Annotated in this window: 13 protein-coding genes and 1 tRNA gene; 10 read left to right on the top strand and 4 right to left on the bottom strand. The window is 64.2% G+C overall.

Going from position 1 to position 15,863, the window contains the following annotated elements; translation table 11 throughout:
- The first annotated feature begins 5 nt into the window (after window positions 1-5).
- From ACFELO_RS05280 to astB, 4 genes are read left to right on the top strand one after another with little or no spacing between them, the layout of a single operon-like run.
- Entirely contained in the window at window positions 6-1,265 is a 1,260-nt protein-coding gene (locus ACFELO_RS05280; RefSeq protein ID WP_440959523.1) for a hydrolase, read from the top strand.
- 18 nt (window positions 1,266-1,283) lie between these two features.
- Window positions 1,284-2,306, top strand: coding sequence for an arginine N-succinyltransferase (locus tag ACFELO_RS05285; protein WP_440959524.1), 1,023 nt, complete (start codon window positions 1,284-1,286; stop codon window positions 2,304-2,306).
- On the top strand, window positions 2,306-3,757 hold the full coding sequence (gene astD, locus ACFELO_RS05290; RefSeq protein ID WP_440959525.1) for a succinylglutamate-semialdehyde dehydrogenase: 1,452 nt from the start codon (window positions 2,306-2,308) through the stop codon (window positions 3,755-3,757). The genes ACFELO_RS05285 and astD overlap by 1 nt, the downstream gene beginning before the upstream one ends.
- Window positions 3,758-3,760: 3 nt before the next feature.
- Entirely contained in the window at window positions 3,761-5,110 is a 1,350-nt protein-coding gene (astB, locus tag ACFELO_RS05295; RefSeq protein WP_440959526.1) for an N-succinylarginine dihydrolase, read from the top strand.
- Between the two features lie 53 nt (window positions 5,111-5,163).
- Here the strand turns inward: astB and ACFELO_RS05300 are convergent, their stop codons facing one another.
- The 3 genes from ACFELO_RS05300 to ACFELO_RS05310 form a co-directional block, all read right to left on the bottom strand.
- A complete protein-coding gene (locus ACFELO_RS05300; RefSeq protein WP_440959527.1) occupies window positions 5,164-6,090 on the bottom strand; it encodes a beta/gamma crystallin-related protein in 927 nt (308 codons plus the stop codon).
- Window positions 6,091-6,191: 101 nt separating this feature from the next.
- The gene (gene ggt / locus ACFELO_RS05305; RefSeq protein WP_440959895.1) at window positions 6,192-7,925 is read right to left on the bottom strand and encodes a gamma-glutamyltransferase; all 1,734 of its coding nucleotides are present in this window, start codon (window positions 7,923-7,925) and stop codon (window positions 6,192-6,194) included.
- A 121-nt stretch (window positions 7,926-8,046) separates the two neighbouring features.
- Window positions 8,047-10,074 (bottom strand): AsmA family protein, encoded by a 2,028-nt coding sequence (locus tag ACFELO_RS05310; RefSeq protein ID WP_440959528.1) that lies wholly within the window; start codon window positions 10,072-10,074, stop codon window positions 8,047-8,049.
- 169 nt (window positions 10,075-10,243) lie between these two features.
- Here ACFELO_RS05310 and ACFELO_RS05315 point away from each other — a divergent pair, with 169 nt between their 5' ends.
- The 3 genes from ACFELO_RS05315 (at window position 10,244) to ACFELO_RS05325 (ending at window position 12,076) form a co-directional block, all read left to right on the top strand.
- The gene (locus ACFELO_RS05315; protein WP_440959529.1) at window positions 10,244-11,038 is read left to right on the top strand and encodes a M48 family metallopeptidase; all 795 of its coding nucleotides are present in this window, start codon (window positions 10,244-10,246) and stop codon (window positions 11,036-11,038) included.
- A 113-nt stretch (window positions 11,039-11,151) separates the two neighbouring features.
- A tRNA-His gene (locus tag ACFELO_RS05320) sits at window positions 11,152-11,228 on the top strand.
- Window positions 11,229-11,425: 197 nt separating this feature from the next.
- Entirely contained in the window at window positions 11,426-12,076 is a 651-nt protein-coding gene (locus tag ACFELO_RS05325; RefSeq protein ID WP_440959530.1) for a hypothetical protein, read from the top strand.
- A 30-nt stretch (window positions 12,077-12,106) separates the two neighbouring features.
- Here the strand turns inward: ACFELO_RS05325 and ACFELO_RS05330 are convergent, their stop codons facing one another.
- The gene (locus tag ACFELO_RS05330; protein ID WP_440959531.1) at window positions 12,107-12,604 is read right to left on the bottom strand and encodes a DUF6491 family protein; all 498 of its coding nucleotides are present in this window, start codon (window positions 12,602-12,604) and stop codon (window positions 12,107-12,109) included.
- Between ACFELO_RS05330 and ACFELO_RS05335 the strand changes: the two genes are divergently transcribed.
- The 3 genes from ACFELO_RS05335 to ACFELO_RS05345 all read left to right on the top strand — a co-directional run bounded on the left by ACFELO_RS05335 (window position 12,603) and on the right by ACFELO_RS05345 (window position 15,855).
- On the top strand, window positions 12,603-13,757 hold the full coding sequence (locus ACFELO_RS05335) for an NAD(P)/FAD-dependent oxidoreductase (RefSeq protein ID WP_440959532.1): 1,155 nt from the start codon (window positions 12,603-12,605) through the stop codon (window positions 13,755-13,757). The two genes, ACFELO_RS05330 and ACFELO_RS05335, sit on opposite strands and share 2 nt — an antisense overlap.
- Window positions 13,758-13,813: 56 nt before the next feature.
- Window positions 13,814-14,614 carry a hypothetical protein gene (locus ACFELO_RS05340; RefSeq protein ID WP_440959533.1) on the top strand — a complete coding sequence of 267 codons (801 nt, stop codon included), beginning with the start codon at window positions 13,814-13,816 and terminating at the stop codon, window positions 14,612-14,614.
- An 86-nt stretch (window positions 14,615-14,700) separates the two neighbouring features.
- Entirely contained in the window at window positions 14,701-15,855 is a 1,155-nt protein-coding gene (locus tag ACFELO_RS05345) for a DUF2336 domain-containing protein (RefSeq protein ID WP_440959534.1), read from the top strand.
- The last annotated feature ends 8 nt before the right edge of the window (window positions 15,856-15,863 follow it).

Genomic DNA, 15,863 nt, shown 5'->3' on the forward strand with positions numbered 1-15,863 from the left:
CTTCCATGACTGACATCACCCTCGACCAGGACGAACGCGATATTCTCAACTGGGTGGAAAGCCGGGGCGATCACATGATCGGCACGGTGAAGACCTGGTCGAGGATCAATTCGGGCAGCCGGAACGCAGACGGTCTTGAGGCCATGCGGACGGCGCTGTCTGACGCGTTCGCCGAACTTGAGGGCGATGTCAGCGCGGTCGAGCTCAAACCGTCCACGACGGTGGAGCTCGACGGTGAAATTCGTGAAGTGCCCTATACGCCGTCCATGAAGGTGTCCAAGCGGCCTGACGCGCCTGTGCGCATCGTGCTGACCGGTCACCATGACACGGTGTTCCCGAAAGATAGCGGGTTCCAGGACTGGCGCCTGCTGGATGACGACACCCTGAACGGGCCGGGTGTTGCGGACATGAAGGGCGGCTTGCTGGTCATGCTGCACGGCCTGCTGGCGCTGGAACGCAGCCCCTGGGCCAAGCAGATCGGCTACGACATTCTGGTCAGCCCGGATGAGGAAATCGGCTCGCTGGGCTCAGGCCCTGTCCTGATGGAGCTGGGCTCCAGGGCGCATGTGGGCATGACTTATGAGCCGGCTCTGGCGGATGGGTCCCTGGCGGGCGCCCGCAAAGGGTCGGGCAATTTCTCGCTGCGTTGTCTGGGACGCGCCGCCCATGCCGGTCGCGAGCACCATCTGGGTCGTAACGCCATCGTTGCAGCGGCCGACTTTGCGCGCTCCCTTGATCTTCTGAACGGTCAGCGCCCTGACGTCACTTTCAACGTGTCCCGCATTGATGGCGGCGGCGCGCCAAACGTCGTTCCGGATCTTGGCATTTGCCGGTTTAATGTCCGGGTGAAGACCGAAGAGGATGCGATCTGGGCCAGGTCCTCGATCGAGACGCTGGTCCAGGCTGCGAATGCCCGAGACGGCATTACAGCCGACCTGCATGGTGGTTTTACACGGCCGCCCAAGCCCATGAGCCCTGCAAACCAACGTATGTTCGACTGGACGCGGACGGCGGGTCAGGCCATAGGTTTGGACATAAAGTGGGCCGATACCGGCGGCGTCTGCGAAGGCAATAATCTATGGGCGTCCGGCTGTCCGAATGTGGATACGCTGGGCGTGCGCGGCGCCGATATTCACTCTGACCGCGAGATCGCGAAGCTGTCGAGCTTTGTCGAGCGGGCGCAGTTGTCAGCGGTGATGTTGATGCAGTTCGCACGCGGACGGTTCAACGCTCAGGACGCCCGGGCCCTTGCCCAGGCGAGCTAGAACAGAGGGGGACGCGCCATGCTCGTGGTGCGCGCCGCACGGTCTGACGACCATGCCGCATTTGTAGAACTTGCGCGGGCTGCAGGGCCAGGCTTCACCAGCCTGTCGCTGGATGATGAGGCTCTGCACGAGAAGCTCCTCAAATCCGAGCAGGCCTTCGAAGGCGTGCTGACGGATCGCTCGGACTGTGTCTACCAGCTGATGCTGGAGGATTCGGTGACCGGACAGGTCTATGGCACGGCGGCCGTGAAAGCCGAGGTCGGGGTGAAGAAGCCCTATTTTGACTTCAAGATCTTCACCATCGCCCAGTCTTCCCGGGAAGCCGAGCGCCGGTTTGACATGGACGCGATGCTGCTGGTGAATGATTTTGCAGGCAGCACCGAGGTTGGCTCGCTGTTCGTGAGCGACGCCTTGCGGGGCTCCGGCGCCGGACGGCTGACGGCGCAAAGCCGCTATATGCTGGTCGCGGCGGACCGCACCCGTTTCGGCAACCGCATGCTGTCCGAGCTGCGCGGCGTGGTCGAGGATAATGGCGAGTCCGTCTTCTACGAGCACGTCACACGCCCCTTCTTCCGCATGACCTTTGAAGAGGCGGACGCCCTGTCCGCGGCGACCGATAATCAGTTCATTCTGGACCTGATGCCGCGGTCCGCGATCTTCCTCGATCTGCTGCCGGACGAGGTCCAGGCGGTGATCGGCAAGACCCATCCGCACGGCGCCAACGCCCTCCGGCTGCTGGAGTCCGAAGGCTTCCGCTATGACCGCTATGTGGACATTTTCGATGGCGGGCCGCTGGTCAGCTGCGAGACCGAGGATGTGCGCACCATCAAGGATAGCCGCCTGATGACCGTGGCGGACGGCGCGCCGACCCGCGTGACGATGCGCGCACTGGTGTCCAATAACGACCTGCCTGATTTTAGATGTGTGCATGCAGAGGTGAGCGTCCAGGGTGACGCCGTGTCTCTGGATGCCGACGCCGCCCGCGCGCTGGATGTCAGCGCCGGACACACCGTACGCCTGTGGACGAAGGAGCTTAGCTGATGGCGCATTCCGCTTTTATCTCGGGACAATGGGTGTCGGGCGGCGGCGCCGCGATCAGCTCGCATGACCCGGCGACCGGCGATACGGTCTGGACCGGTCAGAGCGCCACGCCTGAGGTCGTGAAAGAAGCCTTTGGCGCTGCCCGCGCGGCTTTCGCTGACTGGGCGCTGACGCCGTATGACGAGCGCCGCGCCGTGGTTGAAGCCTATGGCGAGATCGTCAAGGCGGAAGCCGATCACATCGCCCAGCTGATCAGCCGTGAGACTGGCAAGCCGCGCTGGGAAACCGTCGGCGAGGCGGGCGCCATGGCGGCCAAGGTGGGCGTTTCCATCGCCGCGCATGACGAGCGTGCGGGCCGCAAGGTCACCGAAACCGAGTTTGGCGAAGCCGTGCTCGACCACAAGCCGCTGGGCGTGATGTTCGTCCTCGGCCCGTACAATTTCCCCGGCCATCTGCCGAACGGTCACATCATTCCGGCGCTGCTGGCGGGCAACACCGTGGTGTTCAAGCCGTCCGAGCTGACCCCGGCGGTTGGTGAGTTCATGGTCCAGTGCTGGGAGAAGGCGGGCCTGCCCGCCGGCGTGCTCAATCTGGTTCAGGGCGCGCGCGAAACCGGCGCCGCAGCGCTGGATGACGCCGAGCTTGATGGCGTGCTGTTTACAGGCAGCTGGAACACGGGCGCTTTCATTCACAAGAAGTTTGCGGGCCGCACGGGCGTGCAGCTGGCGCTGGAAATGGGCGGCAACAATCCGCTCGTCGTCTGGGACGCCGCCGATGCCGATGCCGCCGCCCGCATCGCTGTCCTGTCGAGCTACATCACCTCTGGTCAGCGCTGCTCCTGCGCGCGTCGCCTGATCCTGCCCAAGGGCGCGGCGGGCGATGCGGTGGTTGATCACCTCGTTGAGATGATCGGCAAGCTCAGCGTCAATGTCTGGAACGCTGATCCCGAGCCCTTCATGGGACCGCTGGTATCCGCTCAGGCGGCGGCGCATGTGCTCAAGGCGCAGGATGATCTGATTGCGCTGGGCGCCAAGCCGATCGTGAAAGCCGAGCGTATGGCGCTGGGTGACGCGTTCGTCAGCCCCGGTTTTCTGGATGTGGACGGCGTAGACACGCCGGACGAGGAAGTCTTCGGCCCGCTTCTGCAAGTGCGCCGGGCGGACAGCTTTGAAGCCGCGCTCAAGGAAGCCAATAACACGGCCTACGGATTGTCTGCGGGCCTCGTGTCTGACTCTGAAGAGCTGTGGAAGCAGTTCTGGGCGGGCAGCCGCGCCGGCATCGTGAACCGCAACCGTCCGACGCCGGGCGCCGCCTCCACCATGCCGTTTGGCGGTCCGGGCCAGTCGGGCAATCTGCGTCCGAGCGCCTATTACGCTGCAGACTATGTGGCCTATCCGGTCGCAACCCAGGCGGCGGCGACGGTCGAGAAAATGCCGGTCAAAGGGCTCTAGGTCATGAGCGCGGTGGAAGCCAATTTCGACGGTCTTGTCGGCCCGACCCATAATTATGGCGGGCTCGCGCCGGGTAATCTGGCGAGCGCCAAAAACTCCGGCTCCATTGCTGCCCCTCGTGCGGGCGTGTTGGAAGGGCTGGCCAAGGCCAAAGGCCTGGCCGATGCCGGTCTGGTGCAGGGCGTGCTGCCGCCGCAGGAGCGTCCCTTTATTCCGCAGCTCAAGGCGCTTGGCTTTTCCGGTTCCAATGACGGCGCAATCTGGGAAGCGGCCTACAAGGCGCAGCCTGCGCTGGCGCTGAACATGCTGTCGGCCAGCTCCATGTGGGCGGCGAATGCGGCGACGGTCAGCCCGAGCGCGGATACGGCGGATGGCCGTCTTCACTTCACGCCCGCCAATCTGCTGACGGCGTTGCACCGCTCCATCGAGGGAGAGCAGACCCGCCGCGCTCTGTCTGCGATCTTTCCCGATGCGGCGCACTTTGCCGTGCATGACACGCTGCCCTATCAGTCCGCCTTCGCCGATGAGGGCGCGGCCAACCATGTGCGGCTCTGCGCGGAACATGGCGCGGAAGGCGTCGAGATTTTCGTTCATGGCCGGGATGCGTTTGAAGCCTGGGACGGCAAGTTCCCGGCCCGTCAGACCTTGCAGGCGTGTGAAGCGGTGGAGCGCCGCCATGGCCTGAAAGGCGAACGCACTGTCCATATCCGCCAGTCGCGCAAGGCGATCGAGGCGGGCGCCTTCCATAATGACGTGGTCTGCGTCGGGACCGGCCCGGTCCTGTTTTTCCACGAGCATGCCTTTGAGGACAAAGCCGCAGCGCTTGCCGCGATCCGCAAGGCCGCGGACGGTCTTTTCGAGCCGGTCTTTGTTGAAGTCCCCGACGCCGAAGTGCCGCTTGAAGACGCCATCACGTCTTATCTCTTCAACTCCCAGCTTCTGATCTGGCCGGGCGAGAGCCGTCAGGTTCTGGTGGCGCCGAAAGAGACCGAAGAGACCGCCTCCACCAACGCCTATTGCCAGCGCCTTGTGGACGGCAATACGCCCATCGGCGCGGTGAAGTTCGCGGATGTGCGTCAGTCCATGCGCAATGGCGGCGGGCCGGCCTGCCTGCGCTTGCGCGTGGTGCTGACCGAGGCCGAGCGTCAGGCCGTCAATCCCAAAGTGATGATGGATGACGCGCTTTATGCGCAGCTGACGGCTTGGGCGAACACGCATTATCGCGAAGCCATGGCGCCGGGCGATCTGGGCGACCCGGCCCTGGTGGATGAAAGCCGGCAGGCGCTGGATGCCCTGACCGGCATTCTGGGGCTGGGATCAGACTTCTATCCCTTCCAGCGCGAAGGCGTCTGAAAACAAAAACCCCGGCGCTGGCGCCGGGGTTATCTTTTGCCTGATGGGCGGGGTTAGCGCACGCAGAGCACGTCCACGAGGGCTTCATTGCCCTGAACCGTCCGGCGCTCAGAGATGGACCACACCGAGCCCCTTGCGCGTTCAACACCGTAATGAACGGCGCGGTTCATGCCGCTGGCGCGGCACAGCGCGTCGGCTTCCTGATCGCCACAGCGGCCATAGCTGCGGCTGTCGCAGGCGGAAATGGCGTAGCCGTTTGATGTCGGGCGCGCGAAGAACACCGATTGCACGCCATTCACGCCGCCATCAATCCGGCTGGAGCCATGGCCGGGGCGGCCGGGATAGCCGTAATCATCATTCGGACGACGTTGATTGGTCGCCGAGCTGATCTCACGGTTCAGATTGTAGGCGTTCAGGTTGCGAACATCGCGATCAATCTCGACGCAGCGACCGCCAAAATCAGCGTGCTGGCAGAAGGTCCAGTCACCTGAGTGCACCTCGATGGACTGGGCGGCGTCGTTGAAGCCCAGCCGGTTCAGATTGCTCGTCGGTTCGATCAGCGTGACGCTGCGGCCCGAGAAGTTCGGCCCGGACCAGAGCGTGACGCCATTATCGCGGGTCCGTCCCCGGCGCCCCTGATCGTGGACGGGACGGATCGAGCTGATCCGGTCGTTGAACGCCCATTGGGTCATGTTCGGCAGATCGGAATCGATCACCTGGCAGGAGCCGCGATAGCTGGAGTCGATGCAGACTTCCCACTGACCGCCGCTGACCCGGATCGAGCTGGCCATATCATTGAAGTTCAGCCAGTCGAGGTTTTCCGCATCGGAGTCGATCACAACGGAGCGGCCCTGATAGTTCGGCTGATCATACAGGGTGATCGAGGGGCCGCGGCCGCGATCAGAACGCTGGGCTTCGGCAAGGTCTGCGGTCACAACGAGACCGGCCATGGCGGCAAGCAAAACAGGGGCGAAACGCATATCAGTCTCCTAATGACCAGATCAGACTATGCCCTGGTTTATGAGCCGTCCAACCTGAACCGGGACTGAAAGTGATTTCGCCCCTATGTTCATACAAGGCTTTAATAGCCTTGGGCGTTTCCGTCCTTGCGCATCTCGCTGGCGCCATGGAGCACCCCGGTTTCGCGATCACGCCAGATGGCCTGATAGCCGCCAAAGCCGCCATCGGATGCGCCGATCACATGGCCCCGCGCTTCCAGCGCCGCGCGGACCTCTGCGGGCACGCCGCTTTCAAGATGCACCACGCCTACGCCCGCGGTTTCACCTGCAGCGCCGGTTTCAGAAGTCGAGCCTTCATGGCGCCAGCGCGCGGCGTCGCCGGCTTCCTGAACGTTCAGACCGAAATCGATGATGTTGGAGACGATCTGCACATGACCCTGGGGCTGCATGCCGCCGCCCATCAGGCCAAAGCTCATCACGCCATCGCCGTCCTGGGTGATCATTGCGGGGATGATGGTGTGGAAGGGACGCTTGCCGGGCGCGTAGACATTGGGGTGGTTCGGATCGAGGCTGAACAGCTCGCCCCGGTCCTGGAACATGAAGCCCAAGCCGTCGGCCACAAGGCCCGAGCCCATGCCGCGGAAGTTCGACTGGATCAGCGAGACCATCATGCCGTTGCCGTCTGCGACAGTGAGATAGGTGGTGTCGCCATCCTCCAGGATCGCCGGGTCGCCATGGGTGACGCTTTCCATCGCCTGATCCATGGAGATGAGCGCACGGCGCTGGTCGGCGTACTCCTCGCTCAACAGGGCCTCGACCGGGGCCGGAGCAAAGTCGGGATCGGCATAAAAGCGGGCGCGGTCTTCAAAGGCCAGACGCTTGGCCTCGATCTGCAGGTGCAGGGCCTCGGCGCTCATGAACCCCATCGATGCGAGGTCATACTCTTCAAGGATCTGCAGCATTTGAAGCGCTGCGATGCCCTGACCCTGGGGCGGCAGTTCCCATACGTCATAGCCGCGATAATTGACGCTGACCGGCTCTACCCATTCCGAACGGTGGTTGGCGAGGTCCTCATAGCGGATCCAGCCGCCAATACGTTGCATATAGGCGTCAATGGTGCGGGCGATCTCGCCTTCATAGAAAGCGTCGCGACCGCCCTCGGCGATCTGGCGCAAGGTGTTGGCGAGATCGGGATTGCGGAAGATCTCGCCTTCGCGCGGGGCATCGCCATCTTCAGTGAGATAGGTGGCGCGGGCATTGTCGAACTCCTCGAACTGGCCTTGCTCGAACCGGTTCTGGAAGATCGACATGTTGCGATCCCAGTAATAGGCGATCGTCTGGGTGAGGGGGAAACCCTCCTCGGCATAGCGAATGGTGGGCGCCAGCACCTCATCCATCGGCATGTGCCCAAAGCGCTCATGCAGCGTGTACCAGCCATCCACCGTGCCGGGGACGGAGACCGGCATGGCGCCCAGCGGAGGGATGGCCCCGTCTTCGCCGACGGTCTCGATCACCGCGTCATAGCTCAAGCCCATGGGCGAGCGACCAGCGCCGTTCAGGCCATAGACCTGACGGGTTTCAGGATCATAGACGATGACAAAAATGTCGCCGCCCATGCCGTTGCCGGTCGGCTCCATCAAGCCGAGCGCGGCGTTCGCGGCGATGGCGGCGTCCACTGCGTTGCCGCCTGACTTGAGGATGTCGAGGGCCACCTGGGTCGCCAGCGGGTGGGCCGTGGCGGCCATGCCATGGACCGCCGTCACCGGGGAGCGGGTCGCGAAGTGATCGCCGCTCACCCGATCGCCGGGATAGAAGTCCTGTGCGCCCGCGGACGCTCCGAATTCGCTAAAGGCCATGGCGGCCACCATTCCGGCTGCGGCGATCTTGTTCATCAGCTTGCTCCCCGAGTGTGGGGGCGGACGTCGAGGCCCGCCCGTTCGGGGGCAGTAGATAAGCCGCAGCCAGAGGGATCAAGGCCTAGTTCGGCTGCTCGCCACCTTCTTCCTCGTCCGGGGCGTCTTCCTCGGGCTGGTTGCGGTTGTTGTTCAGGAGCTGCCCGAACAGGCCGCGCACCACGTCTTCAGGAGAGGTTGGAGCATCCTCTTCGCCCTCGCTGTCACCCGATTGGCGCAGCAGGCGCCCGGCTTGCTGGCTGAGCAGGTTGCGCGCCACCGCCTCGAAATCGATGCGAGCAGAGACGCTGTTGAAGCCGCCTTCAAGGCGGACCGGCACTTCAAGGCCGCGCAGGTCCAGCTGGCCGCCCTGACCGGTCAGCGACTGAACGGCGCGCGGGGTGAGGCGGTAGTCAATGTTCTGGGCGCCCAGATCAATGCGGCCATCGCCGAGCACGCGCAGCAGCGGGCTGAGCATCTGCAGGTCCTGATTGGTGACGACGCCATTGGTGACCGTGAAGCTGCCGCCCAGGGTGGAGAAGTCGGTCTGTTCGGTTTCGGCAAAGGCGGTCGGCAGGGCGCGGTTTTGCAGCGCCGTCTGCACGGTGCGGATCATCTGGGCGAGGTTCACCCCCTTGATCGCGCCGTCATTGAAGCCGAACTGACCGCTGCCGGAGAGGGAGTTCATGATCGCTGCAGGGCTCGCGCCGCTGGCGGTCAGGTCCACGCTGAAGCCGCCATCCCCGATCAGCCGGTCAAACTCGGCCGCAGCGATCAGGAAGGGCTGGGCTTCCAGCGCATCCAGCGTGGCGTTGAAGGAGAAGCTGGGCGTGTTGGAGCGCGCGTTGATCACGGCGATCGCTTCACCCGTACCGCCATAGAGCTGGAACCGGTTCAGGCGCGCGGTCATGCGTCCCTGGTCCACGGTGACGAGCGCGGTGACATCACTGACCTCAATATCGCGCGCCTTCAGCTCGTCAGCCCGGATGGTCAGTTCTGAATCCAGCGTCCGCAGCGGCGCCAGATCAATCGGTTCATCGCTCCATTGCGATACGCCTGAATTGGCGCCGGTGCGGTTCGCTTCAGGCGCGCTGTCAGCGGGGATGTAAGGCGTGAGGTTCAGCATGGCGGTGCTGAGCTCGCCAGTGATGCGCGGGCGCGCGCCGGCATAGTTCAGCGTCATCGCGCCCTGAGCGTTGATATCGTCAAAGCTGATGCGCGCATCCCGCAAGCGCACCACGCCAGGCTCGCCGGAGACGGCCGAGCGGGCGCTGAACTGACGGAAGATGTCGCCATCAGGCAGGTCCGAGCCGAGATAACGCGCCAGCGCCCGCAGAGGCAGGGTGACGTCCATATCCCCGTCAAAGGCCAGCTCGGTGCTTTCCAGAAAGCGGCCTTCCAGGCTGAGGTCGGCGAGGGGGCCGTTCAGCGTGGTCGAGAAGGCCGTCTCCTGACCTTCGAAAAAGCCACGCAGCGAGGCCAGCTCGGCGTTGAAATTCATGGGGCGGCCATCCGCTTCAAACGAGCCGCGCAGGCGCACCGGCTGATCCACCGAGGGCAGGTCGATGGACAGGTCCAGCGCATCAAACCGCCGGGTCTGCGAGCCGTCATCAAAACTGACAGAGCCGTTCTCGATGCGCACATCGCCGAAGCTCGCTTCAAAGGGCAGGGCGCCGGGCTGGCGGACGAAGCCTTCATCCGGCGTGGACTGCGCGACCTGTTCGGTATTGTCGCCAAAGGTCCAGTTATTGCCGCGCGCATTGGTCTGCAGGCGGATCACCGGATCAACCAGCACGAATTCCTCGATCTCGATCTGGCGCTGCAGAAGCGGGATCAGCGCCACCGAAACCCGCATTTCCTGCATTTGCGCGAAGGGCTCGTCGCCAAAGCCCGGCGCGTTGGCGATGCGGGCGTCCCGGGCGCGAACCTGCAATTGCGGCAGGACCTGCAGCCGGATATCGCCTGCAAGGCTGACTTCACGGCCGAGCGCCTCTTGCGCGGCGGTCTCTGTGCGTTCGCGGATCAGGTCGGTGGGGATGAGGGCGGGCGCCAGAACGGCGACGCCGATCACAAGGGCGACAAGGACCAGGAGGGCGATGAGTAGACGGCGCATGAGGTGACTCCTGAGCGTGCAAGTGCGGCGGCGACCTGGCTGAGCTTGCGGAATTCCCGCGATCAGCGACAATGATTTACCATATCGCTCAGCTTGACCCCAGCCGGTAACGGAGGGTGTTGGCGATTTCATGGCGAAACGGCCTGAAAGCAGTAACAGGGGACGATCTATGACCGAGGACGAACTCAACGCCTTGCCGCGTGTCACCATGGGGCGGCGTGAATTGCTGGTGGGCCTGGCGGCCGGCACGGTCTTCCCGCTGGCGGGGTGCGCCACCGATGGCGGCGGACTGGGCGCGGCCCTTGTGTCTGACGCCCAGATCATGCAGGCCTCACAGGCGGCGTGGGAGCAGGCGCGCCAGCAGGAGCGCATCAGCCAGGACCGCACCCTGAACAACACCATTCGCCGTGTGGGTCAGCGCATCGTGCCCGCCTCGGGCATGACCCAGTATGAGTGGGAGTTCGTGGTCTTTGATTCAGACCAGCAGAACGCCTGGGTTCTGCCGGGCGGCAAGGTCGCCTTCTATCGCGGCATTCTTGAAACCATGAGCAATGACGATCAGGTCGCGACCGTCATGGGCCATGAGGTCGCCCACCTCAGCCGCAATCACGCCGCTCAGCGCGCGCGTCAGCAGGCGACCGCCGGTCTGGGGCTGGCTGTGGTCAATGCAGGCCTCGGGGCGGCGAACGTCCAGAACATCGACACCTGGTCCGGCATTCTGGGCACCGGCGTGACCTATGGCGTGCTCTTGCCCTATTCGCGCCAGCATGAGCTGGAAGCGGATATTCTGGGCGTGGATTACATGGCCCGCGCGGGCTATCGCCCGTCCGAAGCGCTGGAGTTCTGGCGCGCCAAATCGGCCCAGAATGCGCGCCGCCCGGTGGAGTTCATGTCCACCCACCCGTCCGACTCCACACGCATTGAAAACCTGCAGCGGCACATCGCCGAGCAGGGTTATGCCTAGGGGGCTGACCACGGGTGTACAAAGCGCAGAAACGGGTCTTGCGCGCCGCCGCGCCCGGCGCTAGTTTCCGCGCCCTGTCGTGAGGGCTCCGGCCCCGACAGGGCGCAAAGCGTGCCGCCTTAGCTCAGTTGGTTAGAGCGCTAGATTGTGGATCTAGAGGTCTCCCGTTCGAACCGGGAAGGCGGTACCATCTTCTCTCTGAAAACGATTTCAGCGTGACATGCACGATTCGCCTCTTGAGCGAATTGTGATTTTCAAGCCGTTGTTCCAACAGCGCTTATTGGACTGATCCACAGTTTCCGCCCAAATCGTTAACGCGAGGTCTTGTGCCTTAGCCGTTTTCCGACACCATATTTTTCTACGCGAATCTCCAGCCATGAGGCGGATATGGGACGGTTGAGTTCAGGCGGCGCCCAGTTTGTGATCATCGAGAGTGATCCGATTTACTCGGAATCTGACCTCGACAGGATCTGTACGCGTCATGATATCGCCACCAGCCATCGCAATGCGCTCAAGAAGGTGCTGGAGGAGGCGGGGCAGGTTTATCTCGACCAGATGCAGCTGAGCGGTCGCCCGACCCAGACCATTCGCCTGCGTCAGGACCTTCGCAAGGGTCTCTGCCTGCTGTCAGAGCTGATCGAGCTGGTTCCGGACATGCATAGCGCTGGCCCTGCCGGTGTGGACTCCGCCCATGCGTCAGCGCTACGGGAAGGGGATCGCCATGTGAAGTCCAAGGCGACCAGCTCGCTCGGGCTATTGGCGGATGCGCCTTCCACGCTGTCCTATCTGCGGGATGTCTATGAGGCGGCGCTTGAAAGCGCGGCCCGCGGCGCCCGTGGCGCGCCCGAGCGCGCCCGGACGCTGGATCGCTGGCGCAGCCCGGTCATTGAGTTCTACACGCGCACGCTCGGCCGGTCCTGGATGGATACCGGCACCGAACATGATGGCGAGCGCTTCATTCGCGATTGCCTGGCTGTTCTGGAAGACGGCGCGGCTCAGGCCGAGCAGGATGAGCGCGCCACCGAAGCGACCGGCTGACGCGCGTCTCCTGACTTAACCCCTGCAGGTCTAGCGGCTACCGCCCGCATCTTCTGACGCGGCGGCGGCGCGTTCTGCGATCAGGGCACGCGCCGCGTCGGCGCTGTCCACTTCCTCAATCGTCGAGATCCGGCAACGTCCGCCGTCCGGAACCACGAGATATTCCAGATTAGCGTTACAGATCCGGGTGCGATCAGGAAAGCTGAGCCCCACCTGCAGGCCGCGCTCCAGCCCGTAGCAGGAGTTCCGCGTGGTCACCAGGTAATGACGGCTGGCGCCGCCATTGAGCAGCAAATGCTGATCATCCAGCGTCGAATAGCCGTTGATATTCATGATCCGCACGCATTCGCGGGCCGGGGCCTCTTCAGCCTGCGCCCAAGCCTGAACGGGCGTTGCGAGTGCGGCGGTGATCGCGACCAAACCACTCAGGGCCGATACGGTTGCAGCTTGCGCCATGGCTATGCCTTTCATGTCGGAGTACATCAGACGCGCTGATGTCGTCTCGCCCAACGGGATATCCCGCCCCATGCCTTCTCGCAGTCTAGCTCAAAACCTGCCCGATCACACCCTGATCGTCGGGGGCGGCGCAATCGGACTGGCGTGCGCCTGGGCGCTGGCGGATTCGGGCGGCCGGGTCACGGTACTGGACGCCGCCGAGACGGGGCAGGGCGCTGTCTGGGCCTCTGGCGGCATGCTGGCGGCGGGGTTTGAAGCCTGCTTCGAGCTGGAGCCGGATCACCCCCTGGCGGAACCCTATGCGGCCTTTCTGAGAAGCGCGCAGCGGCTCTGGCGCGAGTGGGCCCCGAAGGTGCAGGCCCTGAGCGCGCAGGCGCTTGGATATGATCAGCAGGGCTCGCTGACGCCGGCTTTCCGGTCTGGAGAGACTGAACGCCTTGATCAGGCTGAAGCGCTCGCCAAACGCTTTGGCGTTTTGACCGAACGGGTGAGTGCGCAAGCGCTGAGCCGTATGGAGCCCAATCTGACGCCCGCTCAGGGGGCGCTGGTCTTTCCCAATGACGGTCAAATCGACAATCGGGCGCTTGGCGCTGTCCTGAAAGATGCGATCAGGTCCCGGGGCGGCGAAGTGATCGAGCAGGCCAGAGCGGTTTCCCTCCTCCGCGAAGGGGGGCGCGTCTGCGGCGTTCGTCTTCAGGGCGGCGATGAATACAAGGCGGACTGCGTGGTGCTGGCTACGGGCGCGGAGCCGTTCGACGGTGTGCCGGAGTTTGCGCGCATGATCCCCGTGAAGGGGCAGATGGTCCGTTTTGACTGGCCGCGCGCCGCCGCTCCGCAACGCGTGGTGCGTGCGCTGTCCATCTATCTGGCGGCCAAATCCGGTGGACGGCTGATTGCGGGGGCGAGCAGCGAGCCGGGCGAAACCAGCCTTGAAACGGATGCGCAAACGATTGCACGGCTGGTCGAGGCTGCGCAGGCGGCGTTGCCGGGGCTCGCGGGTGTGGCGGCGGTCGAGCAATGGGCCGGGCTGCGTCCTCAATCGCGGGACAGCATGCCGATCGTCGGGGCCAGCGAGCCGGGGCTCTATCTGGCGCTGGGCGCCTATCGCAATGGCGTTCTGGCGGCGCCGGGCATGGCCTTGCTGCTGCTGGAGTCGCTGGGCGCGACGCCCCGGACCGCAACGACGGATTATTTCTCACCGGACCGGCTGGCGCTCAGGTCTTAACGAATGTTTACCACATGGCTGCCAAAGTGAATCCGTAACGATTCGCGGTGAGCGCCATGTCCAACCCTATCAACCCTGCAGGTTCGAACGCCTTCTCGCCGTCCCGGCTGATCGCTCAGGCGGCGGAGCGCACGGGGGCCGATTTTGACTTCCTGATGCGCACCGCCTCGCGCGAGAGCGGGTTTGATGCGGGCGCGCGGGCCACCACGTCCAGCGCCGCCGGAATGTTCCAGTTCATCGAGCAGACCTGGTTCGCCATGGTCGCCCGCTATGGCGACCAGCACGGCATGGCGGAGGAAGCGGCGTCCATCCAGCAAAATTCCGACGGCCGCTTCCAGATTGCGGATCCGGCGCAGCGCGAAGCTGTGCTCAATCTTCGCTTTGACCCGGAAGCCGCGTCCTTCATGGCGGGTGAGCTGGCGGCCGAGAACGCCTCGCGCATCGAGAGCGCCATCGGGCGCACGCCGACCACGGGCGAGCTCTATGCGGCGCATTTTCTGGGCGCAGGCGGAGCGATCCGCTTGATCCAGGGCGTCGAGACGAACCCGACCCAGCGCGCCGATCAGCTGTTCCCCAATGCGGCTGCGGCGAACCGCCCGGTCTTCTATCAGCAGGGGCGGGCGCTGACGGCGAGCGAGTTGATGGAAAAGCTCACGGGGGAGGCTGTCACGCTGACGCGTGAGGTCGCACAGGTGCGCGACACTGCCTCGCCGGTCACCGCCATGGCTTCGTCCTGGGCGCGGTATGCGCAAGCCGGATATGGCAATGCGCGTGTGGGCGACGGTGTCCTGTCTCCGACGGTGGTCGAGATCCTCGCTTCCTTGCGGGCGCCGGAACGGTCGTCTTCCGAAAGATAAAACAACGATAAGTCGCGCAACAGGTCGTTAACTTCTTGTTGAGACGCTAGGGGCGCGAACAGACCAAGTATGAGGCTTGTAGTGCCATGACTGTTCAGACCCTGCGTGCGCGTTTGACGCGCGACGATATCCAGCGTCTGTCTAACGCCACTGACGCCGAAGGCCGTGCGCTTGCGGCGCGCAAATTCTGCGCCCGTTTCGCCTCGGTAGACCTGAGTGAAGACGAGCGCGCGATCGGTTCGGAGGTTGTCCGCCTTCTGGCCGAAGACGCTGCGGAAATGGTCCGCCGCTCGCTTTCCGTCACCCTGCAGCGCTCGACCCATTTGCCGCCGGATGTGGCGCGCAAGCTGGCCGAGGATGTGGACTCCATCGCCCTGCCGGTGATTGCGGGCTCGCCTGTCCTGTCTGATCAGGATCTGGTGCAGATCGTGCGCACCTCCTCGTCCCGACGCCAGGCCGCTGTTGCAGCGCGCGCCTCGGTGTCCGAGATCGTGGTGCACGAGATTGTGGAGCTGGGCGATCGTGAGGCGGTGAAAATTCTCGCCTCCAATAACGGCGCCCGATTTGATGATCGCGGCTACGCCTCGGCCCTGAGCCGGTTCGATGGCGATGCCGATGTTCTGGACCAGTTCGTTCTGCGCAATTCGCTGCCGGTGAGCATCACTGAAAAGCTGATCGCCCATATCTCTGACGAGGCCATGCAAAAGCTGGTCAACCGGCATGCCTTGCCGGCGCAGCTGGCGGTCGAGCTGGCGGAGGGCGCCCGTGAACGAGCTACTGTGGACCTTGTAGAGCAGGCGGGCCTGTCAGATGAGCCGCGCCGCTTTGTTCAGCAGCTGCAGATGAATGGCCGGCTGACGCCGTCCCTGATCCTGCGTTCGCTGTTCCGCGGCCATATGAGCTTCTTTGAGCATTGCATGGCCGAGCTGGGCGGTTTGAGCCATGAGAAAGCCTGGCTGCTGGTGCATGACGCCGGAAGCCTGGGCCTTGAGACCCTGTTCAAGCGGTCCGGCATGCCCGAACGCATTCTGCCGGTTGCCCGTTCGGCGGTGTCCGCCTGGCATTCGCTGGAAGTCGGGCCGAACGGTACGCCGGATATCGTGCGCTTCCGTCGCTTGTTGGCCGAACGCATCCTGACCCAGTTCCAGGGCGTGCCGCAGGCCGAGCTGGACTACATCATGGACCGTCTGGACGCCGACGAAAGCGAACTCGGTCGCACGCATCTCGCCGCAGCGAGCTAGCTCGCGCG

Source organism: Oceanicaulis sp. LC35 (assembly GCF_052055585.1).
Taxonomy (GTDB): domain Bacteria; phylum Pseudomonadota; class Alphaproteobacteria; order Caulobacterales; family Maricaulaceae; genus Oceanicaulis.

What these genes read in the sequence shown, in the direction of transcription:
- astD (WP_440959525.1), top strand. Translation starts at nt 2,306, where the DNA reads ATGGCGCATTCCGCTTTTATCTCGGGACAATGGGTGTCGGGCGGCGGC.
- ACFELO_RS05330 (WP_440959531.1), bottom strand. Translation starts at nt 12,604, where the DNA reads ATGGGGCGGGATATCCCGTTGGGCGAGACGACATCAGCGCGTCTGATG.
- ACFELO_RS05345 (WP_440959534.1), top strand. Translation starts at nt 14,701, where the DNA reads ATGACTGTTCAGACCCTGCGTGCGCGTTTGACGCGCGACGATATCCAG.
- ACFELO_RS05340 (WP_440959533.1), top strand. Translation starts at nt 13,814, where the DNA reads ATGTCCAACCCTATCAACCCTGCAGGTTCGAACGCCTTCTCGCCGTCC.
- astB (WP_440959526.1), top strand. Translation starts at nt 3,761, where the DNA reads ATGAGCGCGGTGGAAGCCAATTTCGACGGTCTTGTCGGCCCGACCCAT.
- ACFELO_RS05325 (WP_440959530.1), top strand. Translation starts at nt 11,426, where the DNA reads ATGGGACGGTTGAGTTCAGGCGGCGCCCAGTTTGTGATCATCGAGAGT.
- ACFELO_RS05315 (WP_440959529.1), top strand. Translation starts at nt 10,244, where the DNA reads ATGACCGAGGACGAACTCAACGCCTTGCCGCGTGTCACCATGGGGCGG.
- ggt (WP_440959895.1), bottom strand. Translation starts at nt 7,925, where the DNA reads ATGGCCTTTAGCGAATTCGGAGCGTCCGCGGGCGCACAGGACTTCTAT.
- ACFELO_RS05280 (WP_440959523.1), top strand. Translation starts at nt 6, where the DNA reads ATGACTGACATCACCCTCGACCAGGACGAACGCGATATTCTCAACTGG.
- ACFELO_RS05335 (WP_440959532.1), top strand. Translation starts at nt 12,603, where the DNA reads ATGCCTTCTCGCAGTCTAGCTCAAAACCTGCCCGATCACACCCTGATC.
- ACFELO_RS05285 (WP_440959524.1), top strand. Translation starts at nt 1,284, where the DNA reads ATGCTCGTGGTGCGCGCCGCACGGTCTGACGACCATGCCGCATTTGTA.
- ACFELO_RS05310 (WP_440959528.1), bottom strand. Translation starts at nt 10,074, where the DNA reads ATGCGCCGTCTACTCATCGCCCTCCTGGTCCTTGTCGCCCTTGTGATC.
- ACFELO_RS05300 (WP_440959527.1), bottom strand. Translation starts at nt 6,090, where the DNA reads ATGCGTTTCGCCCCTGTTTTGCTTGCCGCCATGGCCGGTCTCGTTGTG.